We start from the raw sequence: 25886 nt of genomic DNA on the forward strand, positions 1-25886 counted from the left end.
CGACCGCGATGCTCACTCCCTTTCTCAATCGCATCGCCTCCAAAGTGACTACAACTATCAAACACAGATGCCAGCAGAAGACAACTTCACCGTAACGCCATACGCCGTCGAAGGCGACATCGACTACGACCGACTCCTCGACAAGTTCGGGGCTGATGCCCTCACTACCGAGCAGAAGGCTAAGTTTCCTGACCCCGGCCATCCGCTCGTGCGCCGTAACGTGTTCTATGCAGAGCGGGACGTAGACCCATTCCTTGACGCCGCCAGCGACGATAAACTACACTCCATCGTGACGGGACGCGGCCCCTCAGGGCCGATGCACATCGGTCACATCTTCCCGTTTTACTTCGCTAAGTATCTGCAAGACCGGACGGGAACCCTCGTCTACATCCCGTTCTCCGACGACGAGAAGTATTTCCTCAAAGACAAGTCGCTGGGCGAGATTAGCGACTACACCCGCGAGAACCTCCTCGACCTTCTCGCGGTCGGGTTCGACCCCGAACGAACCCGAATCATCGTAGACACGGCTGACGCTGACGTGATGTATCCTCTAGCAACTGCATTCGCCAAGGAAGTGACGCAAGCGACCGTGGACGCAACGTATGGAGACCCCGAGAATATCGGCCTCTCGTTCTATCCTGCCGTCCAAGCTACACACCTCCTCTTCCCACAACTTGTGGAGGGTCGCCATCCGACGCTCGTCCCGATTGCGGTTGACCAAGACCCCCACGTTCGAGTCTGCCGGGACATCGCGGCCAAGGAACGGTATGACGTGGCCAAGCCCGGTGCCTTGCTCTCGAAGTTTCTCCCGAGCCTCGAAGGGCCGGGGAAGATGAGTTCGTCCGACGACGCACCGAGTATCCTCCTTTCAGACGACCGGGAAACGGTCTTCGATAAAATCCGCACCCATGCTTATTCTGGTGGCCAGACGGGTCTCGAAGAACATCGAGAGCAGGGAGGGAACCCCGAGGTAGATGTCTCGTATCAGTTCTTGTATTACTTCTTTGAAGAAAGTGATGAGCAGGTAGAACGGCTTGCACGCGAGTATCGAGAGGGGTCGCTCCTGAGTGGTGAACTCAAAGAGATGGCGGCAGAGAATATCGCGAACTTCCTCGAAGCACATCAAGAACGTCGTAGGGCACTCGGCTCGCTCGAAGACGAGTTGGAACAGTTCCGCTTGACAGAGAGTGAGCGACAGGATGCGCGGCGACGGGCAGGATACCCCGACAGCTCTCTGGTTCAGCAATAGACACTCTTCCCCGAGGCCTTCCGCCTCTAAAATTACCGAGGGTAGATGTATTTCAGTTCTCGTGCTACCGAGTAGTGTCGGTCGCTCACCCTACTGAATCCCATTCGACCACGACGGGTGCCCGAGTCTAGTCTGCAATACCGTTCACTCCAGAAAACATCAGTATTTTAGTAATTTATACGCCGTCGACTCGTTGTCCGGATGCAGCATGGACGAATATACGCTCGAGGTTCCCGACATGACGTGTGAAGGCTGCGAGATAGTAATCACCGGCGCAGTGGCGGCTCTCCCCGGCGTGGGCCGCGTGGATACCGATGCAACGACCGGCCGAGTGACGGTCCACGGGGACCCGTCGGCGAAACCACGAGTTCGGGACGCGATCGAGCAAGCCGGTTACGACGTTCTCGAATAGTGATGTTCGGTGACAACTCGTCGATCTCCCGTCCAATGTGCCATTCGGACCCTGAACTGCTGGCGTCGGCCCATCGCGCTCTCGAGCGCGGGATCCCCCCATGAGTGTCTCGCTCCGGTCCGTATTCGAAGGGACGACAGATCGCTGCGCCGTCGACATCGATCGGACGACCGCAGTCGTCGCGGCCATGCTCGGCCTCGACGCGATCTGGTGGCTGCTGTTGTACGGTGGTCACGTCCCGATGCCGGGGAGGCAGTGGCTACTCGTGACGGCCGAAATCCCGATGGCCGCGCCCGGCGCGATGGAACGCGGCGTCTTCCACGTCGGGACGCTCGAGGCGGTCGCCGGCTACACCGCCATGTGGGGCGTGATGATGTGGGCGATGATGCAACCGGCGATGATGCGGTTTACCCGGGAATACACCGCCGCGTATCGAGGATCGGCTATCGGCGCAGCGCGGGCGCTGGCTTCGTTTCTCGTCAGTTACTACGCCGTCTGGCTGATCACGGCCTGCGTTCCGCTCCTGTACAACGCGGTTCTCCCGGGCGGAATTTACGGCGTTACCCGCGAGTACACACACTTCGTCGTCGGTGGCGTCCTCGTCCTCACCGGGATCTACCAGCTCTCGAGGTTCAAACGGTCGTTCCTGCGGACGTGTTGTGCCAACGTTCCGTCCCATCAGGACGGCGTCCTCCTCGCGATCCGGGAGGGGTTGTATCACGGCGTGCGCTGTATCCTCACCTGCTTCGGGGTCTTCTTCCTCGTGATGATCGCGTTCGGTGAGATGAACCACGTTTGGATGGTCGCACTGACGGGGATCGTCACGATAGAACGCCTCCCGTCTTGGGGTGAGGAGATCGCCGTCGGCATCGGTCTCGTCTCGCTCGTTGCCGGCGCGATCGTTCTGGTGGTCCGTCCGGCTCTCCCCATCGCGTTCGCCCTCTGAGGCGACCGCGTACCGCGGCCGCCGTGAGCCGTCGGAAACGGGGACGTTGCGTTCGCCGCCTCGAGAGCGCTTTTCCGTTCGGCGCGCGTACCTCTATCGAGATGAGCGAGCGCCGCCGACTCACGACCGTCGAGACGGTTCACGAGAATCGGTCGTGGCTGTTTACGATCCGAGACCAGTACGGCGAACCGGACGAAGCGATTCTCGTCCCCTGCGAGGACAGCGTGGAACACGGTTCCACGAGCAGTCGGTCTGCGGTCGACGACACCGGAAGACGCGGAGCGCCTTCCGAGCCCTCGGTCGCTGACGCTCCCGACGACGGCGTCGAGGCGTGGATCAATCGCTGCACCCACGAAGCCCAGCGACTCGATACGGGCCGCGGGGCCGCGATGCGCGACGGACAGATCATCTGTCCGAAACACGGCTCGATGTTCGACTCCTGCTCGGGCTATTGCGACAACGGCGAGGCGGCCGACACGACGCTTCCAGCCGTCGAAATCAGCGTCGACGACGGCGTCGTCTATCTGACCGACGGCCATGTGACCTTCGCCCACGAGGGCGGGATCAACGAGGGCGATGACGACGGCGGTCCCGCGTCGACCTCCCATATCGGGTTCTGATCGTCCACGGCAGCGACTGACTCTCGAAGGATTGTACGCGTCTCGAAAACGTATTCCGCGCGCTACGACTACGAGCGCCTATGCTCACCTTCATCGGCCTCGGTCTCTACGACGAGCGCTCGATCACCGTCGAGGGCCGGGACGCCCTGCAGGCGGCCGACCGCGTCTACGCCGAATTTTATACCAGTCAGCTGATCGGGACGACGATCGACGACCTCGAGTCGTATCACGACCTCGAGATCGAGGTCCGGGACCGCGCCGGCGTCGAACAAGATCCCGGCGACATGCTCGCAGCGGCCGAGAGCGAAGACGTCGCGTTCCTGACGGCGGGCGATACGATGATCTCGACGACCCACGTCGACCTCCGGCTGCGGGCCCACGACCGCGGAATCGAGACGCGGGTGATCCACGGCGTCACCGCCCAGACGGCTACCAGCGCGCTGACCGGGCTACAGAACTACCGATTCGGCAAGGCGACGACGCTGCCGTTCCCGTACGCCCACGGCGCCGACGGCCTTCCGGCGAGCGTCACCGAGACGATCGACGATAATCGCGCCGATGGCCTTCACACCGTCGTCTATCTGGACATAAAGGCCGAGCGCGGGGAGTACATGACCGCCGACGTCGGTGCTGATCTGCTCGCCGAGGAGTACCCCGACCTCGTGGGCGTCGTCGTCGCCCGCGCGGGCAGCCCCGTTCCACTCGTCGCGGCCGGAACGATGGCCGAACTGGCAGATCGCGAGTTCGGGGAGCCGTTACACCTGCTCGTGATCCCCGGTGAGTGTCACCTGCTCGAGGCCGACGCGCTGGTCGAACTGGCCGGGGCGGACCGGGACACCCTGGATATCGCCTGACGCCGGATCTGACTGCGGGGCGGTGCGTTGTATCAGCTCCAGAGTACGGTGTATCCACCGGACCCGGAGGCCGGCATATTTACGACCGGGGTGGGAAACAGTGGCCTATGAGCAGACGGGAGGGCACAGCGGGGGCGGCCCGTCCGGACGGATCGGAGACGGAGGGCGATGAAACCGATCTCGACCGGGACACCCTCGAGCTGGCCCGCGAGGAACTTCGGACGACGTTCGACTACCAGGTCGAACGGATTCAGGAGATAGACGAGAAGGCGATCGAGATTCTGAAAGCGAACCTCCTGTTGATCGGCCTGGTCGTCACGGGCGGTTCGATCGTCGTTCAGACCGACCTCGATATCGCGCCGTTCGTCAACATCTTTTCGATTACCAGCGCACTCCTCCTGTTGGTCTCGACGGGGCTCGCTGGAGTAACGTACACGGCTTCGAATCTCAGAGGCGGCATCGACGGAGACGCGGTCGACGCCGCGCTCGCGACGGCTCGGGGCGATCCCGAGAGCGACGCGGATCGGTTCGAGGTGCGACTGCTCCGGAGCTACGGGCAGTGGATCGAGTACAACGCGCGGGTGACGGCCGTCAACGACATGTTCGCGACGATTACCGTCCTCATCGTTATCGCCGCGTTCGTCTACGTCGTCGCCGGAATCGCGGTCGGTGCGCTCGGCCCGTCGATGCTCGTCTCGGTGATCGCCTTTCTCGCGCTCACGGCCGCGCTGGTGTGGCTCGGCGGCTTCGCCTACTACATGGACCACCTCGGCGCGAGCGACGAGCGCTGGGCGGGCACGTTCGACGGCGTCAGGATCTCGAAGGGCGTAACCCGGAACCGCGGGCTGTCGACGCTTCGGTCGATGTCGAGAACGGATCCGAACGACGACGAAGCGGAGTGAGAACGACCGGGTCGCTAAGAACGGTCGAGGCGCTCAACTCGTCCATCACAGGCAGCCGATACCGGACTGGCGGTTAGTCTAACACCGACTCGAGTCGATCCAGGAAGTCGCCGGGGACCTCGACGTGGGGCGTGTGTCCCGTGTTCCCGAAGACGACTTCCTCGAACTCGCCGCCGCGGTCGGCGTAGGTCTCGAGGACGGCGCGGGTCTGGTCGACCATCGGCTGGGGCGGGAAGACGTCCTCGCCGGGCCACTCCGGGAGTTCGCCCATTCGACCGAGCGTACCGAGATCGAACAGGGAGGCGTTCGAGACGATCTGGTCGGAATCGCCGCGGATCCACAGCACGGGCGGTTTCTCGTCGGGATCGATCTCGGTGATCGCCTCGAGTTCACAGTACTTCGGCGAGATGGCGTTGTTCACACCGGTTTCGCCCGGTGCGATGCCGGGCCAGTTGTCGCTCGGCTTCGAGGAACCCGGATAGTTCCCGTCGCCGGTCGCCGTATCGAGCATCCCCGTCAGATACGATTCCTCGCGCTCACCGTCGAACTCGTGGGTCGGGTCGACGTAGTAGGTTCGGAGGACCTTTCGCGGGGACGTCTGGCCCTCCACGCTCCGGTCGCGGTCGGCGAGTCCCGCGACGAAGTCGTCGTTGCCGATTCCGCCGCCCGAACCCGCGTAGTCGTCGAAGCAGGGCGTTCCGTCGACGTCTTTCGTGCCGCCGAACCCGTACGGCGAGAGCGGGTTAACGAGGACGAGTTCGGAGACGGCCTCGGGGTGATCGATCGCGTACCGCATCGCGACACCGCCGCCGTTCGACCAGCCGACGAGAACGAACGGTCTCGCAAGGTCGAGTTCGGTCACCAGCGCGTGCAGGTCGCCCTCGAAGTCGCCGAGCCCGTTCGTCGCGTCGACCGGTTTCGTCTCCGAATCGCCGTAGCCCCGCAAGTCGGGCGTGATCGCTCGGTGACGACTCGAGAGGTCCGCCATCACGTCTTCGAAAAATCGCGAGGAAGAGACGTTGCCGTGGAGGAAGACGACGGTTTCGCCCTCGTCGGCTCGACCGGACCCGCCGGACTCGAGGTAGTGCGTCTCGAGGCGGTCGGTTTCGACGGTTCGCGAGTCGACGCCAGCGAGGGTGTCGTCCCGAGGCATACCTGCCTCAATCACGGCGAGTGTGATAGGTGTCGGGATTGCTTTCACAACCGGTGTCGGTTCGAGCGCGATGGCTACTCCCGTCTCCCGGATTCGGGATCGGTCACGATCGATGTCACTCAGTGAACACTGGCAATATTAATTCTAGAGTATCGATCAGAAACGATCATATCCGAAAATAATTCATCACTGGATTCGAATGGGACGAGACATGAAAGCGTTCGACGAGACACCGATCAGTCGAAACGGGAAATCGCTCATCCTCGCCCACGACCACGGCCTCGAGCACGGGCCGACGGCGTTCGAGGGCGTCGAGGATCGGCTCGATCCGGAGACGATCTTCGAGATGGCGACCCACGACGCGGTCACCGCGCTGGCCGTCCAGAAGGGACTCGCCGAGACGTACTACCCCTCCTACGAGGACGACGTGGCGTTGCTCGCGAAGTGCAACGGGACCTCGAGTCTCTGGGAGGGCGAACCGTACTCGCCGCGGACGTGGTCGGTCGAAAGTGCCGTCGAGATCGGCGCCGATGCGATCGGCTACACCGTTTACCCGGGCACGAACCGCGAGCCGGAGATGATCGAGGAGTTCCGCGCGGTCCAAGAACGAGCGCGCGACCACGGTCTTCCCGTCGCCATGTGGTCGTATCCGCGCGGCCAGGCGATCAAGGAACACCGACGCCCCGAGGTCATCGCCTACGCGGCCCGGATCGGACTCGAGTTGGGCGCCGACATCGCGAAGGTGAAGTACCCGCGCAGTCCGGAGGCGCTCTCGCACGCGGTCGACGCGGCCGGCGACGTCCGGGTCGTCCTGAGCGGCGGGTCGAAGACGAGCGATTACGAGTTCCTCTCGACGGTCGAAGCCGCCATGGACGCCGGTGCGGGCGGGCTCGCCGTCGGTCGAAACGTCTGGCAGCGAGAGAACCCCGAACGGATCCTCGACGCCCTCGAGCAAGTGATATTCGAGGGCGCGTCGGCCGACGGCGCGCTATGACCGTGGCCGATCCGGACGCCGACCACGAACCGATCCTGGACGCGGTCGGGGCGGTCGCCGCCGACGTGCCCGCCGAACTGCCGCGTCTGCGCGGCCACCGCGACGCCGCTACGGCTCCCGCCGCCACTGGCGGTGACGACGACCGGGCGACCGACGAACGCAACCCGACCGGCGACGATCAGTCGGCGGCCGATCGATGGCTCGACGACCGCTTTCGCGAGGCGATCGCGTCGCTCGAGGCGGTCGGCGCCTACGCGAGCGAGGAACGCACCGAGGCGCTCGACTGCGGCGACGGGTACGGCGTCGCCATCGACCCGCTCGACGGCTCGGACAACCTCGCCGCGAACGCCCCGATCGGGACGGTCCTGGGGATCTACGACGCGCCGCTGCCGGCCCGCGGCACCGACCTCGTCGCGAGCGCAATCGTGATCTTCGGGCCGACTGTCACGATGACCGTCGCGGCCGACGGCGACGTGGTTCGGTATCGGGTCGACGAGGACGGTGAGCGAACCGATCCACACCGGGTTTCTCTCGCGAGCGAGCGTGCCGCGGACGGTGCTGGCGACGAGATCGACGGCGTCTGTGGCTACTCCGGCCGCCGCGACGATCTGTCGCCGACCCTGCTGGATCTCTTCGATTCGTTCCGCGCCGAGCGACGGTTGCGGTACTGCGGCGCGGCAGTCGCCGACGTGGTGACGCTCCTCGAACACGGCGGGGTGCTCTGCTATCCGGCCACCGATCGCCGACCGGACGGCGTCTTGCGCCTGCAGTACGAGGCGAATCCGATCGCACACGTCGTCGAGACTGCCGGCGGCCGAGCGATCGACGGTTCCACGGTCGGGGGTGAGGCCGATACAGACACGGCACCGAGCCGGCTCCGACAGCGGGATCCGAACGGTCTGCACGAACGCGTGCCGGTCTTCGTCGGCTCTCCGGAGCCGATCGGCCGGATAGAATCCGCCCTCGGGACCGAGTAACGAGTGTGACTTCGATTGCTGAACCGAGGTTCGTTACCAAGTCGAGGCGCTCGCACCCGAAGAGATCAAGCGGACTGTGCGGGCGGAGAACAGAGCGAACGCACCGAAACGATCGGCGTTAAGAAAGAAGCCGCTTGAGCCGGGCGAACAGCCCCTTCGAGGGGTCGCCGCCGCGTTTCACGGATTCGCTCGAGCCCTCGATGTCGCCGTCGGTGCCGGCGGCGACGTCGGTCTCCACTCCCGGCTCGCTCCGGGTCGTCGCCGTCGCGGTCGTACCGTCGGCCTCCTCGATCGCGCGTTCGAGGAGCCCGTCGGCGTCGTTGACGGCCTCTTTCACCGGCGCGTTGACGACCGGCATGTCCGCGAAGCGGTCCTGGTTCACCGAGGTGTCCGCGGCGATGATGACCGCCTCGGCCGCCTCGATGGCCTCGCTCGAGAGTTCGTTCTCCTGACCCATGGCACCCTGGACCTCGACGTCGATCTCGTGGCCGTTCGCTTGGGCCGTCTGTTCTAAGTTCTCTGCCGCCATCTGGCTGTGTGCGATACCGGTCGGACAGGACGTGACTGCGACGAATTTCATGGTGTTTCGGAATCTGGATCTGAATCGCGGTTGTGGTCGCGGTTCGCTACGCGCTCGCGGACGGCGGCGCTCGCGGCCGCGTCCGTCGCGCTATCGGCGAGCGTCTCGGTGTCCGCGGTATCGACCGCCGCGATATTCGCCTTTACGTCGGGGATCGTTACGGCACTCATACTGAGTTCGTCGAGCCCGAGCCCCACGAGCAGTTCGGTCAGGTCGGGATCGCCGGCCATCTCGCCACACATGCCGACCCACGCGTCGCCCGCGTGGCCGGCCGCGACGGTGCGCTCGATCGCCCGGAGCACGGCCGGCTCGCAGGGATCGTGCAACCCGGCGACGCGGTCGTTCTCCCGGGCCGCGGCCATCACGTACTGCGTGAGGTCGTTCGTGCCGATACTCAGGAAGTCGACGCGTTGGGCGAGCGCCTCGGCCGTCAGCGCCGCGCTCGGCGTTTCGATCATCACGCCCAGCTCCGGCACCTCGTGGTCGAGTCCCTCGGACGCGAGGTCGTCGGCGACCGACGCCACGGTCTCCAGGGCGGCCTCGAGTTCCGACACCGTCGCGACCATCGGGAACATCACCGAGAGCGTTCCCGGCTCGGCCGCGTTCGCCCGGAGCAGCGCGCGCAACTGCGTCTCGAAGAGGTCGGCGTCGGGACCGAGCGATCGCCGGATCCCACGTTCGCCGAGGAACGGGTTCTCCGGGTCGGGCATGTCGAGATACGGGATCGGCTTGTCGCCGCCGACGTCGAGCGTCCGCACGACGACCCGCCCCTCGGGAAACGCCGCGAGCGCCTCGCGGTAGACCTCGAACTGCTCGTCCTCGTCGGGCGGCGCCTCGCGGTCGAGAAAGAGGAACTCGGTCCGGAAGAGACCGATCCCGTCCGCGCCCTGCGCGACGGCGCCCTCGAGTTCCGCGGGGGTACCGACGTTGGCCGCGACCTCGACGGAGCGCCCGTCGGCCGTCGCGACCGGCTCTGAGCGAACCTCGACGTCGCGACCTGCGGCCGCGCGCTCGCGCTGGTCGGGCGTCGGGTCGGCGATCACCGCGCCGTCCTCCCCGTCGACCAGCACGTCGGCCCCGTCGTCGATCGACTCGAGGTCGTCACCGACGCCGACGACGGCGGGGATCCCCAGCGAACGGGCGAAGATCGCGGCGTGGGAGGTCCGCCCGCCCTCGATCGTCGCGAAGCCGGCGACGCGATCGGAGTCGAGCTGTGCGGTGTCGCTCGGCGTCAAGCGTTCGGCGAGGAGAATCGAACCCGTCGACAGCGAGGCGAGGTCGACGCGGTCCGCGTCGGTGAGCAGCCGCAGCAGTCGGTCCCGCACGTCGCGGAGGTCGTCGGCGCGCTCGGCCATCCGACCGTCCATCCCCTCGAACTGCGCGATGGGGTCCTCGAAGGCGGCGTCGACCGCGTGTTCGGCGGGCAGGCCGTCGTCGACGGCCGCTTCCACGCCGTCGATGATCTGGGGATCGTCGACGAACTGCTTGTGGGCGTCGAACACCGCCGCCTCGTCCTCGCCGACGCGCTCGGCGGTCCGCTCGCGTTCGCGTTCGAGTTCCGCTCGGGCGCGATTGCGGGCGTCTTCGAACCGCGCGCGTTCGGCGTCCGGATCGACCGTCTCGGCCGCCGGCGGCTCGCCGAGCTCGAGGTCGGCGTTCGGATCGTACCAGACGGCGCTGCCGACGCCGGACAGCGGCGTGACGCCGGTTCCCTCGTGCGATCGCGGTGCGGTCTCGTTGGCGGCCATCGGTTCAGGTCCCCGAGCTCGATTCGGCCGCGGACTCGGTCTCGGGCGTCGAGAGCAGTTCCTCCAGGTCGTCGAGCGCCGCCTCGGCGTCGTCGCCCTCCGCGATCAGCCGGACGTCCTCGCCGCTGGCGACGCCGAGGCTGGTCACGGCGAGCATGCTCGCGGCGTCGACCGGATCGTCCCCGTCGGCCGGGGCGACCCGCACGTCGGCGTCGAACTCGGTCGCCGTCTCGACGAACGTCGCAGCCGGCCGCGCGTGGAGCCCGTCCTCGGGGACCACGGTGACAGTTCGCTCCATCACGCGACCGCCTCCGTGATCGTCTCCTCGATCGCCGCCTTCGAGTCGGCCTCGTGGAGGCGCTCGCGGACGTCGTCGTGCATCAGGGCCCGCGAGAGCGAACTCAGGAGCTCGAGGTGGTCCTCGCCGCCCTCTGCGGGGACGAGCAGCATGAACAGCAGCGTCGCCGGCTCGCCGTCCATCGCGTCGAAGTCGATGCCGGCCGAGGAGCGCGCGAAGACGATGGTCGGCTCGGCGACCGCGTCGGTCTTCGCGTGCGGGATGCCGATTCCCATGCCGACACCGGTCGTCGTCTCCTCCTCGCGGGCGAGCAGCGCCTCGAGGGCCGCCTCGCGGTCGGTGACGCGGCCGGCGTCGACCGCGCGGTCGAGCAGGAACTCGATCGCGGCCGCCTTCTCCGCGGGCGGTTCCTCGAGCGTGATCAGTTCGGGAGTCAGTACGGCGTCGATTTCGGGTTCGGTTTGAGTCATCGTCTGGTTGCTGTGGTAGTATCGGCCATCGTGGCGTTAGTCGTTTATCTGTCCTGCGTTCGTCTGTCCGGAGTCCGTCACGGACTTTGCGGGTTTGGCGCCGGCGACTCGCTCGTGGTAGTCCGGCTTGATCAGCGTGGCGACCGTGGCCGTGATCGCCGTCCCGAGCGCGATGCAGCCGAGGAACAGCCAGAGGCTGTTCGAGAGGAACATGACGAAGATGCCGCCGTGGGGCGCCGGCATCGTCACCCCGAGCCAGAGCGCGGCCGCGCCGGCCGTCGCGCTGCCGACGGCCGCCGACGGGATGACCCGAAGCGGATCGGCGGCGGCGTAGGGAATCGCCCCCTCCGTAATGAACGCGAGGCCGAGCGGCACGGCCGCCTTCGCGTTCTCGTACATCTCCGCGGCGTACTTCTGGGGTGCGATGAAGTTCGAGAGCGCGAGGCCAAGCGGCGGGACCATCCCGCCGATCATCACGGCGGCCATCGGCGCGAAGATCTGCTCGCCGACGAGAACGGTCCCGAACACGTACGCGACCTTGTTGATCGGACCGCCCATGTCGACTGCCATCATCCCGCCGAGGATCGCCCCGAGCAGGATGGCATTCGACCCCTGCATCCCCTCGAGGGCGGATGTCAGCGCGTCGTCGAGGATGGCGATCGGGACGCCGAGTCCGAGGATGACGATCGGCGCGAGCAACAGCGTTGTGAAGACGGGAATCACGAGGATCGGCATCATCTGCGAGACGACCGACGGCACCGTCCACCCCTTCATCCAGCGGGCGACGTAGCCCGCGAGCAGGCCGGCGACGATCGCGCCGAGGAAGCCGGCGGTCGCCCCCTCGGCTTCGAACCCGATGACCAGACCGGCGGCCTCGATGATCGCCTCCTGTTGGATCGCCCACGAGAGGATGAATCCGGGTGCGAGTCCGGGTTTGTCTGCGATCGCGTACGCGATGTACCCGCCCAGTACGGGGATCATCATCGTTAGTCCGAGGTCGCCGATCTGAGCCAGGTACCACGGAAGGGTCCCCGTGTCCTCGAAGACGGTCTCGGTGGTCGCTCCGGCGCCGGGTACCGTGATTCCAAGAACTGTCTCCGGCAGCTCGGCGACCATGAACGCGAGCGCGAGGCAGATCCCGCCGATCGTCACGAACGGGATCATAAACGATACGCCCGTCATCAGGTCCTCTTTCACAGACGTGAGGTGCGTGCGAAGTCTGTTTGCTACCCTATCGTTCATTATTATCTAACACGCTATAGCGAAACATTCGCATCTCTGTGGCAAAATAGTTTCGAGTATGTTTGTTTCATATCGTATTTTATCTTATTAAGTTGCGGGCGGAGACGGACGGGACGCGTCGAGGCGGTCAGTACGGGAGGAGTACAATCGGTTGCGGCATCGTCGGTCACACCGATCGGTTCGATCGGATGCAATCGCGCTCGATCAGTACGTCGACACCGCGATCGCGTCCCGCTCAGTGCTGACGTCGGTCAGCGACGGGACCTGGGTCCCCGAGACGGAGACGACGCGCGACGAGACCGCGACGCCGGATCGGAGCGCCTGAGCGGCCGACTCGCCGCGCGCGTACGCGGCGAGGACGCCGGCCAACAGGGAGTCGCCGGCGCCGACGGTATCGACCACGTCGACGTTCCTCGCGGGCGCGTGGAGATGTCGCTCCGGGGTCGCCATCACGGCGCCCTCGTCACCGAGGGAGGCGACGACGCGCTCGAAGCCGTCCGCCCGAAGGGCGTCGGCGGCCGCGAGCGCGTCCCGAACGCCGTCGATCCGGCTTCCCGTCGCCGCTGCGAGTTCCTCGAGGTTCGGTTTGCAGAGCGCATACTCCCCGTCAAGTTCCGAGAGCGTCGCGCCGTCGACGTCCACGACCGTCTCCCAGGGTCCGGCGTCGGCGAGCCGATCGATCGCGTCGGGGCCGACGCCCTTCGGGCGACTGCCGGCGATGACCACCGTCTCGGGGTCGTACTCGCGCAGCCGGTCACCGATCGTCTCGATCGCGACCCCCGAGACCTGCGGACCGTTCTGGTTGATCTTGTACTCGCCGTCGGCCGTGAGGACGGTCGTGTTCAGCCGGGTCTCGCCCTCGATCTCGACGAAATCGGTCGCGATCCCGCCCGTCGACAGTTCGTCCCGGAGGAACCGCCCGAGCCGACCGCCGGCCAGGCCGGTCGCGACGGTGTCGACGCCGAGTGCCGTCAGGTACTTCGAGACGTTGATCCCCTTGCCGCCCGCGTCGTAGCGGTACTCGTCGGCGCGCGCGATCGCGCCGTCGGCGAGCGCGTCCGGCAACTCGACCGTGTAGTCGACTGCCGGATTGAGTGTGACGCTCGCGATCATCCGGCCTCCACCCCGACAGTCACGTCGGCCGCCGAACATGTCTCGGCGAGTTCACCGGTTGGTTCGGCGTCGGTCACCAGCACGTCGACGTCCTCGAGGGTGGCGAACTGGGCGAAGCTCCGCTCTCCGAACTTGGTCTCGTCGGCGACGAGCACGACGCGCTCGGCGCTCTCGACCATGAGCTGTTTCATACGGGCTTCGTCCTCGTTGGGGGTCGTCAGGCTCCCGTCGTCGGAGAGGGCGTTCGTTCCGAGAAAGAGGAGGTCGAAATTCGTTCGCTCCATGAACGCCTCCGCGCTCGGGCCGACGAGCGCCCGCGTCCGGTGGCGGAGCGTCCCGCCAGTGAGCTTCACGTCGGTCGCCTCCTTCCCAAGCTCGAGCGCGAGCAGCGGGGAGTTGGTCACCGGAATGAAAGAGATGTCCGTCGGCACCTGCATCGCGACCTGCATCGTGGTCGTCCCCGAGTCGAAGAAGACGACCTGACCGTCGTGAATCTCCGTCACCGCCCGCGAACCGATCGCGGCTTTCGCCTCCAGGTTCTGGACCTCCTTCTGCCCGTAGGTCTGCTCGCGGCCGACCGCCGTCACCGGTACGGCCCCGCCGTGGGACCGCTCGATCAGTCGCTCGTCCTCTAGCTCGTCGAGATCACGCCGAATCGTCGCCTTCGACACGTCGAGCTCGTCGGCGAGCGCGTCGACCGAGCAGCCGTCCCGATCCGAGACGAGTTCGACGATCTTCCGCTTCCGCTGTTCGGGTAACATGGGGATCGTCTTCGATACCGTCTCGGGTCTGCACGGTTTTATTTGTTTATGCCGATCTATGCGATCGTTTCTGTTTGCATAGAACGATCGCGGGACGGATCGCGTTCGCTCGTCGGCTGCAAGCAGCGCGAAACGACGGCGGGCGAAAACGAAACGCGAACTTGGGCCGGTGTCGGACTCGAAAACCGACCTCGGAACCGGATCGAGAGCCGGCACCGAAACTGAGCGGAACTCGCGCCGGGCGGTTACAGTCGGTCGATGATCGCTTCCGTCATGTCCTCGGTCGAGGCGTCGCCGCCCAGATCCGGCGTTCGAGGTCCGTCCTCGAGCGTTCCCTCGACGGCCTCGTGAACCGCGTCGCTCTCCGCGTCGTGGCCGAGGTACTCGAGGAGCATGGCGGCGGAGACGATCGTCGCGGCGGGGTTCGCGATCCCCTCACCGGCGATGTCGGGCGCGGTGCCGTGGACGGGTTCGAACAGCGCGCGGTCGGGGCCGATGTTGGCCGAGGGCAGGAGGCCGAGGCCGCCCACGAGCCCGGCAGCCAGATCCGAGAGCACGTCGCCCGCGAGGTTCGGACAGACGACCACGTCGAACTGTTCGGGGTCGAGACAGACCCGCGTCGCGAAGGCGTCCATCAGCACCTGGTCGGTCTCGACACCGTTCTCGTCGGCGACCGACTTGACGGTATCGCGGAAGAGGCCGTCAGTCTCGCGCATGACGTTGGCCTTGTGGACGATCGAGAAGCCGTCGTGGTCGTCGCCGGCGACGTAGTCACAGGCGAACTCCGCGAGCCGTTCAGAGGCAGACTCCGTGACGACGCGGGTGAGCGTCGAGACGTCCTGGGTCAGTCGGTCCTCGTGGCCCGCGTAGACGCCTTCGGTGTTCTCACGGAGGAAGATCAGATCCGTCTCGGGGCGCACGGCGTCGATCCCCGGATACGCCTTCGCGGGCCGAACGTTGACGAACGAGTCGACCGCCGTCCGGAGCGGCAGGATCACGTCCGCCGCCGTTTCGCCGGCCGCGCCGAACAGCGTCGCGTCCGCCGACGCCGCGAGGTCGTACGTTTCCTGAGGCAGCGCCTCGCCGGTCTCCTCCTTTACCGCGTCGCCCGCGTCGGCTTCGACGAACTCGAAGTCGATCTCGAGGGCTTCGAGGACCTCAACCGCGGCAGGTGTCACTTCCTGTCCGATCCCGTCGCCCGGAATGACGGCGATTTCGTGAGTCATGCTCGAACATGGACTGGGGGGCGAAAAGAGGGTATCGATACCGGCGCTGGGGAGCGAGTCGGCGTCGCCTCGAGACGAGTCGGCCATCAACTGGCGGTCCCATCGGCTGGCCGGTAGTCGCGGGTATCGTCGAGTTCAGGGACTGCTGACACCGGTTGAGAAGCCGATCGCCTCGGCGAGGGCACGCCGCTTGAGCAGGACGAAGCCGACCGCGACCAGCCCGAAGCCGGTGACCGTCAGGACGCCGATCTCCTCGCCGAGCAGGAAGACGCTCGCGATCGTCGCCACGATCGGGACCAGGTAGCCGATCAGTGCCGCCTCGAACGCGCCGTGTTCCTCGAGGATGGTGAAGTAGATCATGAACGCGATGGCGGTCGCGAACACGCCGAGGTAGAGCAGGGCACCGACGGAGACGGGACCGATCACGTCGGCGCTCGGCAACTCGCCGGCACCCAGACTGACGGCGTGCAAGACGAGCCCGCCGACGAGCATCGACCAGCCGACCAGCGGCAGTTGCTCGAGCGTCGGCCCGGCCCGCTGGATCAGGACGCCGCCGAGCGCGACGCTGCACACCTGACCGACGATGAGCAGCCGTGCGGCGGTATCGCCCACGAGGAGGTTCCCCGGATCGGGCTGGACGACGAGGCCGACGCCCAGAAAGCCGATGGCGACGCCGACGGCTCCGAGCCCCGAGAGTCGCTCGCCCAGCAGCGGGATCGCCCACAGCGCGGTGAGGATCGGGACCAGCCCCTGCAGAATTGCGGCGACGCCGCTCGGGACCGTCTGCTGACCGAGAAACAACAGGCCATTGCCGGCGATGAGGAAGACGCCGCCACCGGCGACGGCCGCCAGATCGTTCCGCGCGGTCGGTCGCCACTTCTCGACCCGAACGACGGCTGCCGCCAGTAGCAAGATTGCTGCGATGTCGTATCGGGCGGCCGCGAACAGCAGCGGCGGGAGGTACTCGAGGCCGATCGAAATCGCGGGAAAGGAAAAGCCCCAGAGAACGGCCAGCAACACGAAAAGAGACGCATCGAGAGCGCGAGACATAGGAGAACGTATCCGGCAGTCGCCGAAATATCTCGCGCTTTCGGCGGTCGCCTGCCGCTTTCGGTGTGGCAACAGGGTTCAAATCGATCGCTCGAGGCAATTACGAGCCGGACGAAAGACGAGCAGTACGAGCGATGAACGAACGATCGAAAGCGAGCCGCGAGGCGCTTCCTATTCGGCTTCGGGAATCGCCGCGTCGTCGACGTACGGCAGTTCTCGAGCCTTCTCGCGGACCGCGCCCGCGTTGGACTTCATCAGCGCCGTCGTGTCCCAGACGCCGTCGACGAGCGCCTTGCGCTGGGCGTCGTCGACGGTGACGTCGATCGTCTCCTCGTCGTAGGTGACGGTCTCCGCTTCGATATCGATGTCAATCTCGCCGTCGGGGTTCGCGTCGACCCAGTCCTGGAGGCCCTCGATTGTCTCGCTGTCGGCGGTCACGGTCGGAATACCGAGCGCCAGACAGTTGCCCGCGAAAATCTCGGCGAAGCTCTCGCCGATGATCGCGTCGATCCCCCAGCGCATCAGCGCCTGGGGAGCGTGCTCTCTCGAGGAGCCACAGCCGAAGTTCGAGTTAACGACCATCACCGAGGAGTCCTGATAGCGGTCCTCGTTGAACGGATGCTCCTTCTGGTTGTCGTCGTCGTCGAACCGCAGATCGAAGAACGCGAACTCGCCCAATCCGTCGAAGGTGACGACCTTCATGAACCGTGCGGGGATGATCTGGTCGGTGTCGATGTCGTTGCCCCGGATCGGGACGCCGGAGCCGGAGACGTAGTTGACCTCCGGGATCTCCACTTCATCCGTCATGCGAGGTTCACCTCCTTCAGGTCGCGCACGTCAGAGACCTCTCCGGTGATCGCCGCCGCGGCGACCATCCGCGGACTCATCAGCACCGTGCGGCCGTCCTTCGAGCCCTGACGGCCGACGAAGTTCCGGTTCGAGGAGGAGGCACAGGCCTCGTCGCCCTCGAGCTGGTCTTCGTTCATGCCGAGACACATCGAACAGCCGGCGTTTCGCCACTCGAAGCCGGCTTCTTCGAAGGTGTCTTTGAGGCCTTCCTCCTCGGCGGTCCGCTGCACGCGCTGGCTGCCGGGGACGACCATCGCGCGGACGTCGTCGTCGACCTGGCGGCCTTCGACGATTCGAGCGGCGCGTCGCAGGTCCGGCAGGCGGGCGTTGGTACAGGAGCCGAGGAAGGCGACGTCGATGTCGTAGCCCTCCATCGTGTCGCCGGGCTCGACGCGCATGTGTTTCTGGGCGCGTCGGGCGGTGTCTTGCTTCTCCGCTGGAAGCGACTCCGGTTCCGGAATCGGATCGGAGATGCCGACTCCCTGTCCGGGCGTGGTGCCCCAGGTGACGACCGGCTCAAGTTCGTTCGCGTCGATGTGGACGACGTCGTCGTACTCGGCGTCCGCGTCGCTGCGGATGGACTCCCAGTAGGGTTTGAGTTCGTCGAACTTCCCCGGGTTCTCCTGGAAGTAGTCGGTCTGCTCGAGCCACTCGTAGGTGGTCTCGTCGGGGTTGACGTAGCCCGCGCGAGCGCCGCCCTCGATGGACATGTTACAGATCGACATCCGCCCTTCCATCCCGAGGTCCTCGATGGCCTCGCCGGCGTACTCGTAGACGTAGCCGACGCCGCCCTCGGTGCCGAGTCGGCGGATGATCTCGAGGATGATGTCCTTCGCTTCGACGCCGTCGCCGAGTTCGCCGTCGATCTGGATCCTGCGCACCTTCTGTTTCTCCATGGCGACGGTGCCCGTCGCGAGCACGTCGCGGATCTGGGAGGTGCCGATGCCGAAGGCGAGCGCGCCGAAGGCGCCGTGGGTGGAGGTGTGGGAGTCCCCGCAGACGATCGTCTTGCCGGGCTGGGTGATGCCCTGCTCCGGTCCGATGACGTGGACGATCCCCTGATCGCCCGTCGTCGGGTCCGAGAACTCGATGCCCGCGTCGCGGACGTTTTCCTCGAGTTCGGCCATCATTTCCTCGGCCGCGTCCTCCTTGTAGGGACGGGACTGGTCGGCCGTCGGCACGATGTGGTCGACCGTCGCGTGGGTCAGTTCCGGAAAGGCGACCTCGAGGTCGCGCTCGCGGAGCATCCCGAACGCCTGCGGGCTCGTGACCTCGTGGATGAGGTGGAGCCCGACGAACAGCTGATCCTGTCCGGTCGGCAGACGGGTTACTTTGTGTCGATCCCAGACCTTGTCGTACAGTGTGCCCTTGCTCATTCCTCTACTACCGTGTCGCTATCGGACTGTCGTCCGTGTTCGGTCCCGCGCTCGAAGACGCGGTTCGCGTCGTCGGCCCGCTTCGGCGGCGTGTGGTCGACGTCGCTCATCGTTCCGTTCGTGTCGGTACTCTCTTCCGTTCCGTCGGCCTCGGTCGTCTCCGACGTGCCGCCGTCGGCGGCGACGATCGGCCCGCGGCTGAACAGCCGGCCAGCCGTCTCCCCCGTGTAGGGATTCGTGTGGCTGATCTCGCCCATCGTGTCCGTCGTCTTGTCGTTTTCGCTCATGGTTGCTCGGGTTCTGGTGTTAGTCGTCCGCCTGCACCTTGGCGGACTCTTCTTCGTCTTCGGTCGCTTCGTCGGCCCAGGTGAACAGCTCGCGCAGTCGCTCGCCGACTTCCTCGATCTCGTGGTCCTTCTCGGCCTGGTTGAGCTGCGTGTAGACGGGCCGATTCGCCTGATTCTCCGAGATCCACTCGGTCGCAAACTCGCCGTTCTGGACCTGATCGAGCACTTCTTCCATGTTCTCCCGGACGTGATCGTCGATCACGTCGTCGCCCCGGGTGAGCCCGCCGTATTCCGCCGTGTCCGAGACGGAGTCCCACATCGCGCCGAGTCCGCCCTCGTACATGAGGTCGACGATGAGCTTCATCTCGTTCATACACTCGAAGTACGCCATTTCGGGGCTGTAGCCGGCGTCGACCAGCGTCTCGTAGCCCGTTTTGATCAGTTCGGCGATGCCGCCACAGAGAACGGCCTGCTCGCCGAAAATATCGGTCTCGGTTTCCTCGCGAAAGCTCGTCTCGACGACGCCGGCGCGAGTACAGCCGATCCCCTTCGCGTACGCGAGCGCACGTTCCTTCGCATCGCCCGTTTCGTCCTGGTAGACCGCGAGCAGTCCGGGAGTTCCCTCGTCGTTCTCGTAGTTGCGGCGAACCAGATGGCCCGGTGATTTCGGCGCGATCATCGTCACGTCGATGCCCTCCGGAGGCTGGATCTGGTTGTAGTGGATGTTGAACCCGTGGGCGAACTGCAGCGTGTTCCCCTCCTCGAGTTCCGGTTCGATGTCCGCGTAGACCGCCGGCTGAACCGTATCGGGCACCAACACGGAGACGATGTCGGCTTGCGAGGCTGCCTCGACCGGCGTCGTCACGTCTAATCCGTCGGCTTCGGCCGCGTCGCGCGAGGACGAGTCCTCGCGCAAGCCGACGATCACGTCGACCCCGCTGTCGTTCAGGTTCAGCGCGTGGGCGTGTCCCTGGCTCCCGTAGCCGAGGACGGCTACCGTGGCGTTTTCGAGCTGCGATCCGTCCGCGTCGTCGTCGTAGTAGATGTCGGTGTTGAATTCGTCAGTCATCGTTAGCTGTCTCTGTGTATTGTCCGTCGTAGTTCGCCTCGTCGGCGGCCGATGCGTCTGCAGTGGTCGCCAGCGTGGATACGGCAGTGTCGTCGATGCCGCGAGCCAGCGCCGTCGGTCCGGTTCGGGAAATCTCGCGAATGCCGAACTGGCTGAACGTGTCGATGGCGGCCTCGATCTTCTGGCGCGCACCCGTCACTTCGAGCGTCGCCGTCTTCGGACAGGAGTCGACGGTCTTGGCACCGTACATGTCCGCGACGGCGGCGACCCGGTCGGGTCGCTCGGCGTTGACCTTGATCAGCGCCAGTTCCCGACGCATCGCGTCCGGCTCGAGTTCGCGCACGGAGATGACCGGGACGAGCTTGCGCAGCTGTTTCTCGACCTGATCGATCCCCGGATCGGGCTCCTCGACGACGATCGTGATTCGCGCGCGGTCGTCGTCTTGAGTCGGCCCGACGGTCAGGCTCTCGATGTTGAACTGCCGCCTCGAGAACAGCCCCGAGACATCCGAGAGCACGCCGGGTTCGTGTTCGACCAGCGCCGAGATGACGGTGCGCCGGGACTCGTGCGTCGCTTCGGCCTCGGGGTCGATGCGAATGCCCTGCTTGTTGCGCCGTCCCGCGGGGGTCGGTCGCTCGTCGGGTTCGGGGCCCTCGAGTCCGCGTTTCATGCGAAACACCCCGTGATTCGCTGAACGAAGTGAAGCGAATCTCGAGACGGCGGAGCCGTCTCGGTGTTTCGGTTGCAGTCGGACGCGGTTTGTCCGACAGTCATAGCTGGTCCTCCGCCAGTGCGAACTGGCCGTTGTCGCCGCCGCTTGGCACCATCGGGTAGACGTTGGCGTCGGGGTCGATATGAACGTCGATTACCGACGGGCCGTCGTACGCGATCGCGGCCTCGATCGTCTCGGCGACGTCGTCGTAGTCGTCGATCCGGAAGCCCTCGGCGCCGAACGCTTCGGCGAGCTTGTCGAACTCGGGCATCCAGCCGTAGTCCGACGCGGAGTGGCGGCCGTCGAAGAAGGCGTCCTGCCACTGTCGGACCATGCCGATGTACTCGTTGTTGAGGACCGCGACGGTGATGTCGAGTTCCTCGCGGACGGCGACTGACAGGCCCTGGAGCGTCATCAGGAACGAGCCGTCGCCGTCGATGCAGACGACCTCCTGGTCGTCGTCGGCCGCGAGTCGCGCGCCGATCGCGGATGGGAGTCCGTACCCCATCGCGCCGAGCCCGTGACTCGAGACCCAGGTGCGGGGCTCGGTGTAGGTCCAGTACTGGCAGGCCCACATCTGGTGTTGCCCGACGCCGGTGGTGACGATGGCTCGATCGCTCGTGGCCTCGTCGAGCGCCTCGACGACGAACTCCGGCTGGACCGGTTTGTCCTTGGGCGCGTCGTAGGCCATCGAGTAGTCGGACTTCCACTGCTGGCACTGCGCGCGCCACTTCTTCGCTTCCGGCGAGGAGTCGACGGCGTCGGCCAGCTGCTCGACGACCGTTTCGGCGTCGCCGACCAGCGGGTAGTCCGCGTGGATGTTCTTCGAGATTTCCGCGGGGTCGATGTCGACGTGGATGAGCTCCGCGTCGGGCGCGAAGGTCTCGATGCCGCCGGTCAGGCGGTCGTCGAAGCGGGTGCCGATGCCGATCAGCGTGTCGCAGTGCGTGATCGCCATGTTGGCGTAGCCGGTGCCGTGCATCCCCGCCATCTCGAGGGAGAGCTCGTGATCCTCGGGGAACGCGCCGATGCCGGGCATCGTCGTGATGACCGGAATCTCGTGTTCGATGGCGAACTCGCGGCAGGCCTCGCTGGCCTCGCCCTTGATGACGCCGCCGCCGAGCAACATTGCGGGTCGGTCCGCGTTCTCGATTCGCTCGGCCGCGGCCGCGACGAGCTTCGGGTCCGCTTGTTCCTGCACCTGATAGGTGTCGGGAACCTTCGGATCGTCTGGCTCGCAATCGGTTTCGCCGTTCGTGATGTCCTTGGGCAGATCGACCAGGGTCGGTCCCGGTCGGCCCGCACCGGCGAGCGCGAACGCCTCGCTGACGTCGCTGCCGACGCGATCCGAGTCGCTCGAGAAGGTGTTGTCCTTCGTGATCGGCGTTGTGACGCCGGTGGTGTCGGTCTCCTGGAACGCGTCGTTGCCGACGAACTCCGTCGGGACCTGTCCCGTCAGCGCGAGCAGCGGATCCGAGTCCATGTCGGCGTCCGCGATTCCCGTCACGAGGTTGGTCGCGCCCGGCCCCGAGGTCGCGAGGCAGACGCCCGGCTCGCCCGAGACGATGCCGTAGGCGTCGGCCGCGTGGGCCGCGCCCTGCTCGTGGGCCATCGTCACGTGACGAATGTCCGAGTCGTAGAGCGCGTCGTAGACGGGCATGATCGCCCCGCCCTGAACGCCGAATGCGTACTCGACGCCCGCGTTCTCGAGCGCGCGAACGACGGACTCGGCACCCGACGTAACAGGTCGGGGTGTCGTCTCGGCTCCGGTGTCGGCCGCCGAGTCGTCCTCGGTGGCCGCGTCGGGCGCGGCGCTGTCGGTGATCTGGTCGTCGTCCTGTTCGTCGTCCGGGGTGACCTTTGCTGCGCGTTCGCTCATCGATTGCCTCCCGCCGGTGTGCGGCGATCGGGTGGTGTACGGTAGTGTGTCATCTGCTGGTTTGGTGATCGATCGGAGAACGATGCGGATTCCGGTCCGAAGCTGCGAGGTACTGAGAGTGGGGCTAGAAGGCCCCTACAATACGAATCGGAGCGAGCGCGCTGGTGTCGACCGTGCGAACGCGAGCCGACAGGGAAGCGCGGACCGTCATTACTGTCTATGTAGTTCACTCGAGGGGTATAATCCTTACGAGTCGTGCGGCCGCGACCGCTCGAGCGCGACAGCAGGGGCTCGCGGCCGGTGGCAAACGTGGGAGACATTACTCAGGCGCGCACCTCCTCCTGATCCTGCTGGCGTTCGACGCCAGCCTCCTCGGCGAAGCGCTCGAGGATGTCGACCGTCACGCGGCGCTTCTCGGCCCCGTAGTCCTTGACGCGGCGGGTGACCGCTCGGACCTGTTCGTCGGTGGGGTCGAAGCCGCACTCGGTGAGGCGTTCCCGGACCGAATGGGTGCCGGTGTGTTTGCCCATGACGAGCTTGCGTTCGGCACCGATCATCTCGGGGGTCATGACGCCGGGCTCGAAGGTGTCGGAGTTTTCGATGACGCCGGCGGCGTGGATGCCGCTCTCGTGGGAGAAGGCGTTGTCGCCGACGACGGGCTTGTTGCCCGGCGTGTCCATCCCGCTTTTCTCTTCGACGAGCTCGGAGAGTTCGGTGATCCGCGTCGTGTCGATCCCCGTATCGCACTGGTAGAGCGACTCGACGGCCATGACGTACTCCTCGTAGGCGGCGTTGCCGGCCCGCTCGCCGATGGAGTTGACCGATACCTGTGCCTGAGCCGCGCCGGCTTCGATGCCGGCCAGCGCGTTGGCGGTGGCCAGCCCGAAGTCGTCGTGGGCGTGGACGTCAATTCGCGCGTCGGTGTGGGCGCAGACCTTCTCGATCATGGCCCTAAAGCGGGTCGGCGTGGCGACGCCACACGTATCCGGAATGTTGATCCAGTCGGTACCCGCATCGGAGACCGCTTCGATGACCTCGATCAGGTACTCCTCGTCGGTTCGAGTCGCATCCATCGGCGAGAACATGCAGGTCGCGCCCGCCTCCGTGATACGTTCGACCGAATTGACTGCGCGCTCTACGACTTCCGCTCGCGTGGCGTGCATCGAATCCTCGATTTGGACGTCGCTGGTGCTGACGAACACGTGCACCATCTCGACGCCGGAATCGAGTGCCGCTTCGATGTCACCGTCGACGACGCGGGCTAACCCGCAGGTCGTCGAACTGGTTGCCGATGCGATATCACGAACGGCCTCGAACTCGGCGTCCGAGTTGACGGGGAATCCAGCCTCGATGACGTGGGTTCCCATCTCGTCCAAGATGGACGCGATCTGCCGTTTGTCGTCGTAAGAGAACGATGTGCCGGGTGACTGTTCGCCATCCCGGAGGGTTGTATCGAAGACACGTGCTGACTCTATTTCGTCAGTGGAATCTAACGTGCCCTGGAAGAACTCGACCCCCCTGATTGGTATCAGAGGATGGGCTGTCTTGTGAAGACATTGTATCTGAATCCGAGGTGCGACGAGATATATAAAACTATCGCTGTGAACGGCGAGCGCCGGCCGTAGATACTATCACTATCGTTCATGATAGTTGCAAAACCGCACGACTCCGTCGACCTATTATCAGGTTGTATCTCCTAGTACTGTTTAGGCGCCGTCGCGGAATCAGCGCGAATATCGAGTCTCGAACTCGAATTACCGTCCGTTCGATCCCAGTTGGCCGGCTCGAGCGCTGGCGCGCGGTTGACTTTGGACGTTCGCTCACTGCGACCCGTCTCGAGTCGATCGAAACATGTCCTCCACTGATTACTGCGACCACTATTGGATATTCGTCCAACCTCGGCCATGGAAATCACATGGGCAGAAGAGAACGCAAACGCGACTGGAACGTACCTCATCCGTGCGAGTCAGGACCCGACCACAGGGCCTCGAGGTGACGGTCACGGAGCATACGCGCGTATCAAGACTTTAAGCCCGGTCGTGGTAGGATGGCGCGCATGACAACTGACGAAATTACCGATATCCTGACGAAGGCGTACATCGACGAACTCGAGACCGTGATGAACTACCAGACCAACGCGATCGTCCTTGACGGCATCCACGCCGAGGAGGTCAAAACGAGCCTCGAGGAGGACATCCAGGAGGAGCTCGGCCACGCCGAAATGCTCGGCGAACGCCTGAAACAGCTAGACGAGTCCCCGCCCGGCTCGGAGTCCTTCGAGGCCAACCAGCACAGCCTCCAGCCGCCCGAAGACACCACCGACGTCCAGTCGGTCATCGAGGGCGTGCTCGAGGCCGAGGAGGACGCGATCGAGACCTATCGATCGCTGATCGAGGCCGCGACCGATGCGAACGACCCGGTCACGGAGGACGTCGCGGTGACGATCCTCGCGGACGAGGAGGCCCACCGAACCGAGTTCCGTGGCTTCCAGAAGGAGTTCCCGATGGATTGAGTAGTTGTTTCCGATAGCAACCGCGAGCGAACGAGTGCGCGGCGCGCAGCGTTCGAGAATCGCGGTGCGATTCTCGAGCCCATCAGAAGTGCTTTGCACTTTTGAGGACGCCGCGGGAAGGCGAACGGCGTAGCCGTGAGCCAGTGAGCGAGCGGGCCGACGACCGATGTGAAGGCTCGCTACGCGAGCCGAAACGGAGGGAGGAGTGCTTTTGATCAACCTTTTACCGAGCGACCGAGCGAAAGCGAGGGAGCGCAGAGTAAAAGGTTGGAGGCGAACGTTTTTCTCATCCCGGTTCGACCCACCCCGTATGAGCGATTTCGACCTCGACCTTCGAACCGTCGAGGAGCACATTGACGACGAACTCGAGCTCGAGGGAAGCATCATCCTCGGCTTCCTCGACGGGGAAACGTCGGACGACGAGTGGCTCGAGGCGATTTCGAAGGGGAACGTGCTCGTCCTCAACGTCGACGGTGACGTCAACGAACTGGCCGCGGGATTCGCTCGAGAGGTCAAAGAGTCGGGCGGGAATCTCGTTCACTTCCGGGGGTTTTTGCTCGTGACGCCGCCGGGCATTGACGTGAGTACGAACCGACTGTAGAAACGA

27 protein-coding genes are annotated in these 25886 nt (G+C 65.3%); 10 read left to right on the top strand and 17 right to left on the bottom strand.

Translation table 11 applies throughout. From position 1 onward, the window contains the following. The first annotated feature begins 67 nt into the window (after positions 1-67). The 6 genes from HYG81_RS24985 (at position 68) to HYG81_RS25010 (ending at position 4983) form a co-directional block, all read left to right on the top strand. Positions 68-1249: a tryptophan--tRNA ligase gene (locus tag HYG81_RS24985; protein ID WP_180842361.1), complete on the top strand. Its 1182-nt coding sequence runs from the start codon at positions 68-70 to the stop codon at positions 1247-1249. Positions 1250-1457: 208 nt separating this feature from the next. Then, a complete protein-coding gene (locus HYG81_RS24990; RefSeq protein ID WP_180842362.1) occupies positions 1458-1661 on the top strand; it encodes a heavy-metal-associated domain-containing protein in 204 nt (67 codons plus the stop codon). Positions 1662-1761: 100 nt separating this feature from the next. Then, positions 1762-2607, top strand: a complete 846-nt coding sequence (locus HYG81_RS24995; protein WP_180842363.1) for a DUF2182 domain-containing protein — start codon at positions 1762-1764, stop codon at positions 2605-2607. A 101-nt stretch (positions 2608-2708) separates the two neighbouring features. After that, complete coding sequence (locus HYG81_RS25000) at positions 2709-3227, top strand: Rieske (2Fe-2S) protein (protein WP_180842364.1); 519 nt, start codon at positions 2709-2711, stop codon at positions 3225-3227. Between the two features lie 80 nt (positions 3228-3307). Further along, positions 3308-4081, top strand: a complete 774-nt coding sequence (dph5, locus tag HYG81_RS25005; RefSeq protein ID WP_180842365.1) for a diphthine synthase — start codon at positions 3308-3310, stop codon at positions 4079-4081. 107 nt (positions 4082-4188) lie between these two features. Further along, positions 4189-4983 carry a hypothetical protein gene (locus HYG81_RS25010; protein ID WP_180842366.1) on the top strand — a complete coding sequence of 265 codons (795 nt, stop codon included), beginning with the start codon at positions 4189-4191 and terminating at the stop codon, positions 4981-4983. A gap of 73 nt (positions 4984-5056) precedes the next feature. Here HYG81_RS25010 and HYG81_RS25015 read toward each other — a convergent pair whose 3' ends face one another. Then, entirely contained in the window at positions 5057-6136 is a 1080-nt protein-coding gene (locus tag HYG81_RS25015) for an alpha/beta fold hydrolase (protein WP_180842367.1), read from the bottom strand. Positions 6137-6347: 211 nt separating this feature from the next. Between HYG81_RS25015 and HYG81_RS25020 the strand changes: the two genes are divergently transcribed. Together HYG81_RS25020 and HYG81_RS25025 are read left to right on the top strand one after the other, a co-directional pair. Then, positions 6348-7130: a class I fructose-bisphosphate aldolase gene (locus tag HYG81_RS25020; RefSeq protein ID WP_180842980.1), complete on the top strand. Its 783-nt coding sequence runs from the start codon at positions 6348-6350 to the stop codon at positions 7128-7130. Next, on the top strand, positions 7127-8107 hold the full coding sequence (locus tag HYG81_RS25025) for a class 1 fructose-bisphosphatase (protein ID WP_180842368.1): 981 nt from the start codon (positions 7127-7129) through the stop codon (positions 8105-8107). Before HYG81_RS25020 ends, HYG81_RS25025 begins: the two co-directional genes overlap by 4 nt. A gap of 118 nt (positions 8108-8225) precedes the next feature. On the opposite strand, the gene HYG81_RS25030 is transcribed toward HYG81_RS25025, so the two are convergent. From HYG81_RS25030 to HYG81_RS25105, 16 genes are all read right to left on the bottom strand, one after another. Beyond that, positions 8226-8687 carry a PTS fructose transporter subunit IIB gene (locus tag HYG81_RS25030; RefSeq protein ID WP_180842369.1) on the bottom strand — a complete coding sequence of 154 codons (462 nt, stop codon included), beginning with the start codon at positions 8685-8687 and terminating at the stop codon, positions 8226-8228. Beyond that, positions 8684-10435: a phosphoenolpyruvate--protein phosphotransferase gene (gene ptsP / locus HYG81_RS25035; RefSeq protein WP_180842370.1), complete on the bottom strand. Its 1752-nt coding sequence runs from the start codon at positions 10433-10435 to the stop codon at positions 8684-8686. Before ptsP ends, HYG81_RS25030 begins: the two co-directional genes overlap by 4 nt. A 4-nt stretch (positions 10436-10439) precedes the next feature. Next, on the bottom strand, positions 10440-10733 hold the full coding sequence (gene ptsH1 / locus HYG81_RS25040; protein WP_138244251.1) for a phosphocarrier protein HPr: 294 nt from the start codon (positions 10731-10733) through the stop codon (positions 10440-10442). Further along, positions 10733-11203: a PTS sugar transporter subunit IIA gene (locus HYG81_RS25045; RefSeq protein WP_180842371.1), complete on the bottom strand. Its 471-nt coding sequence runs from the start codon at positions 11201-11203 to the stop codon at positions 10733-10735. The genes ptsH1 and HYG81_RS25045 overlap by 1 nt, the downstream gene beginning before the upstream one ends. A 36-nt stretch (positions 11204-11239) precedes the next feature. After that, the gene (locus HYG81_RS25050) at positions 11240-12445 is read right to left on the bottom strand and encodes a PTS fructose transporter subunit IIC (RefSeq protein ID WP_180842372.1); all 1206 of its coding nucleotides are present in this window, start codon (positions 12443-12445) and stop codon (positions 11240-11242) included. A 204-nt stretch (positions 12446-12649) separates the two neighbouring features. Beyond that, positions 12650-13558, bottom strand: coding sequence for a 1-phosphofructokinase (gene pfkB / locus HYG81_RS25055; RefSeq protein ID WP_180842373.1), 909 nt, complete (start codon positions 13556-13558; stop codon positions 12650-12652). After that, on the bottom strand, positions 13555-14319 hold the full coding sequence (gene glpR, locus HYG81_RS25060; RefSeq protein ID WP_180842374.1) for an HTH-type transcriptional regulator GlpR: 765 nt from the start codon (positions 14317-14319) through the stop codon (positions 13555-13557). The genes pfkB and glpR overlap by 4 nt, the downstream gene beginning before the upstream one ends. Positions 14320-14564: 245 nt before the next feature. After that, complete coding sequence (leuB, locus tag HYG81_RS25065; RefSeq protein WP_180842375.1) at positions 14565-15545, bottom strand: 3-isopropylmalate dehydrogenase; 981 nt, start codon at positions 15543-15545, stop codon at positions 14565-14567. Positions 15546-15680: 135 nt separating this feature from the next. Continuing rightward, positions 15681-16595 carry a DMT family transporter gene (locus HYG81_RS25070; protein WP_180842376.1) on the bottom strand — a complete coding sequence of 305 codons (915 nt, stop codon included), beginning with the start codon at positions 16593-16595 and terminating at the stop codon, positions 15681-15683. A 171-nt stretch (positions 16596-16766) separates the two neighbouring features. Next, entirely contained in the window at positions 16767-17402 is a 636-nt protein-coding gene (leuD, locus tag HYG81_RS25075) for a 3-isopropylmalate dehydratase small subunit (RefSeq protein ID WP_180842377.1), read from the bottom strand. Then, positions 17399-18820: a 3-isopropylmalate dehydratase large subunit gene (leuC, locus tag HYG81_RS25080; protein WP_180842378.1), complete on the bottom strand. Its 1422-nt coding sequence runs from the start codon at positions 18818-18820 to the stop codon at positions 17399-17401. The genes leuD and leuC overlap by 4 nt, the downstream gene beginning before the upstream one ends. Beyond that, positions 18817-19107, bottom strand: coding sequence for a DUF7989 family protein (locus HYG81_RS25085; protein WP_180842379.1), 291 nt, complete (start codon positions 19105-19107; stop codon positions 18817-18819). Before HYG81_RS25085 ends, leuC begins: the two co-directional genes overlap by 4 nt. 19 nt (positions 19108-19126) lie before the next feature. Beyond that, positions 19127-20176 carry a ketol-acid reductoisomerase gene (gene ilvC / locus HYG81_RS25090; RefSeq protein WP_180842380.1) on the bottom strand — a complete coding sequence of 350 codons (1050 nt, stop codon included), beginning with the start codon at positions 20174-20176 and terminating at the stop codon, positions 19127-19129. After that, positions 20169-20846 (bottom strand): acetolactate synthase small subunit, encoded by a 678-nt coding sequence (gene ilvN / locus HYG81_RS25095; RefSeq protein WP_180842381.1) that lies wholly within the window; start codon positions 20844-20846, stop codon positions 20169-20171. Before ilvN ends, ilvC begins: the two co-directional genes overlap by 8 nt. Before the next feature lie 100 nt (positions 20847-20946). After that, positions 20947-22767 (bottom strand): biosynthetic-type acetolactate synthase large subunit, encoded by a 1821-nt coding sequence (gene ilvB, locus HYG81_RS25100; RefSeq protein WP_180842382.1) that lies wholly within the window; start codon positions 22765-22767, stop codon positions 20947-20949. 323 nt (positions 22768-23090) lie between these two features. Further along, on the bottom strand, positions 23091-24335 hold the full coding sequence (locus tag HYG81_RS25105; protein ID WP_425607544.1) for a LeuA family protein: 1245 nt from the start codon (positions 24333-24335) through the stop codon (positions 23091-23093). A gap of 488 nt (positions 24336-24823) precedes the next feature. Here HYG81_RS25105 and HYG81_RS25110 point away from each other — a divergent pair, with 488 nt between their 5' ends. Both HYG81_RS25110 and HYG81_RS25115 read left to right on the top strand, forming a co-directional pair. Beyond that, a complete protein-coding gene (locus HYG81_RS25110) occupies positions 24824-25279 on the top strand; it encodes a ferritin-like domain-containing protein (protein ID WP_180842383.1) in 456 nt (151 codons plus the stop codon). 310 nt (positions 25280-25589) lie between these two features. Beyond that, positions 25590-25880: a DUF5779 family protein gene (locus HYG81_RS25115; RefSeq protein WP_180842384.1), complete on the top strand. Its 291-nt coding sequence runs from the start codon at positions 25590-25592 to the stop codon at positions 25878-25880. The last annotated feature ends 6 nt before the right edge of the window (positions 25881-25886 follow it).

The organism is Natrinema zhouii (assembly GCF_013456555.2).
In the GTDB taxonomy this organism is placed as follows: domain Archaea; phylum Halobacteriota; class Halobacteria; order Halobacteriales; family Natrialbaceae; genus Natrinema; species Natrinema zhouii.

Bases quoted from the DNA above. Each gene is read 5' to 3' on its own strand.
- HYG81_RS25030 (WP_180842369.1), bottom strand. From the start codon at position 8,687: ATGAAATTCGTCGCAGTCACGTCCTGTCCGACCGGTATCGCACACAGC.
- leuC (WP_180842378.1), bottom strand. From the start codon at position 18,820: ATGAGCAAGGGCACACTGTACGACAAGGTCTGGGATCGACACAAAGTA.
- ptsP (WP_180842370.1), bottom strand. From the start codon at position 10,435: ATGGCCGCCAACGAGACCGCACCGCGATCGCACGAGGGAACCGGCGTC.
- ilvN (WP_180842381.1), bottom strand. From the start codon at position 20,846: ATGAAACGCGGACTCGAGGGCCCCGAACCCGACGAGCGACCGACCCCC.
- HYG81_RS24985 (WP_180842361.1), top strand. From the start codon at position 68: ATGCCAGCAGAAGACAACTTCACCGTAACGCCATACGCCGTCGAAGGC.
- HYG81_RS25010 (WP_180842366.1), top strand. From the start codon at position 4,189: ATGAGCAGACGGGAGGGCACAGCGGGGGCGGCCCGTCCGGACGGATCG.
- ilvC (WP_180842380.1), bottom strand. From the start codon at position 20,176: ATGACTGACGAATTCAACACCGACATCTACTACGACGACGACGCGGAC.
- HYG81_RS25070 (WP_180842376.1), bottom strand. From the start codon at position 16,595: ATGTCTCGCGCTCTCGATGCGTCTCTTTTCGTGTTGCTGGCCGTTCTC.
- glpR (WP_180842374.1), bottom strand. From the start codon at position 14,319: ATGTTACCCGAACAGCGGAAGCGGAAGATCGTCGAACTCGTCTCGGAT.
- HYG81_RS25045 (WP_180842371.1), bottom strand. From the start codon at position 11,203: ATGACTCAAACCGAACCCGAAATCGACGCCGTACTGACTCCCGAACTG.
- HYG81_RS25115 (WP_180842384.1), top strand. From the start codon at position 25,590: ATGAGCGATTTCGACCTCGACCTTCGAACCGTCGAGGAGCACATTGAC.
- HYG81_RS25085 (WP_180842379.1), bottom strand. From the start codon at position 19,107: ATGAGCGAAAACGACAAGACGACGGACACGATGGGCGAGATCAGCCAC.
- HYG81_RS25110 (WP_180842383.1), top strand. From the start codon at position 24,824: ATGACAACTGACGAAATTACCGATATCCTGACGAAGGCGTACATCGAC.
- HYG81_RS25025 (WP_180842368.1), top strand. From the start codon at position 7,127: ATGACCGTGGCCGATCCGGACGCCGACCACGAACCGATCCTGGACGCG.
- leuD (WP_180842377.1), bottom strand. From the start codon at position 17,402: ATGACGGATGAAGTGGAGATCCCGGAGGTCAACTACGTCTCCGGCTCC.
- HYG81_RS24990 (WP_180842362.1), top strand. From the start codon at position 1,458: ATGGACGAATATACGCTCGAGGTTCCCGACATGACGTGTGAAGGCTGC.
- leuB (WP_180842375.1), bottom strand. From the start codon at position 15,545: ATGACTCACGAAATCGCCGTCATTCCGGGCGACGGGATCGGACAGGAA.
- HYG81_RS24995 (WP_180842363.1), top strand. From the start codon at position 1,762: ATGAGTGTCTCGCTCCGGTCCGTATTCGAAGGGACGACAGATCGCTGC.
- dph5 (WP_180842365.1), top strand. From the start codon at position 3,308: ATGCTCACCTTCATCGGCCTCGGTCTCTACGACGAGCGCTCGATCACC.
- HYG81_RS25000 (WP_180842364.1), top strand. From the start codon at position 2,709: ATGAGCGAGCGCCGCCGACTCACGACCGTCGAGACGGTTCACGAGAAT.
- HYG81_RS25020 (WP_180842980.1), top strand. From the start codon at position 6,348: ATGAAAGCGTTCGACGAGACACCGATCAGTCGAAACGGGAAATCGCTC.
- HYG81_RS25015 (WP_180842367.1), bottom strand. From the start codon at position 6,136: ATGCCTCGGGACGACACCCTCGCTGGCGTCGACTCGCGAACCGTCGAA.
- ptsH1 (WP_138244251.1), bottom strand. From the start codon at position 10,733: ATGGAGCGAACTGTCACCGTGGTCCCCGAGGACGGGCTCCACGCGCGG.
- HYG81_RS25050 (WP_180842372.1), bottom strand. From the start codon at position 12,445: ATGAACGATAGGGTAGCAAACAGACTTCGCACGCACCTCACGTCTGTG.
- pfkB (WP_180842373.1), bottom strand. From the start codon at position 13,558: ATGATCGCGAGCGTCACACTCAATCCGGCAGTCGACTACACGGTCGAG.
- ilvB (WP_180842382.1), bottom strand. From the start codon at position 22,767: ATGAGCGAACGCGCAGCAAAGGTCACCCCGGACGACGAACAGGACGAC.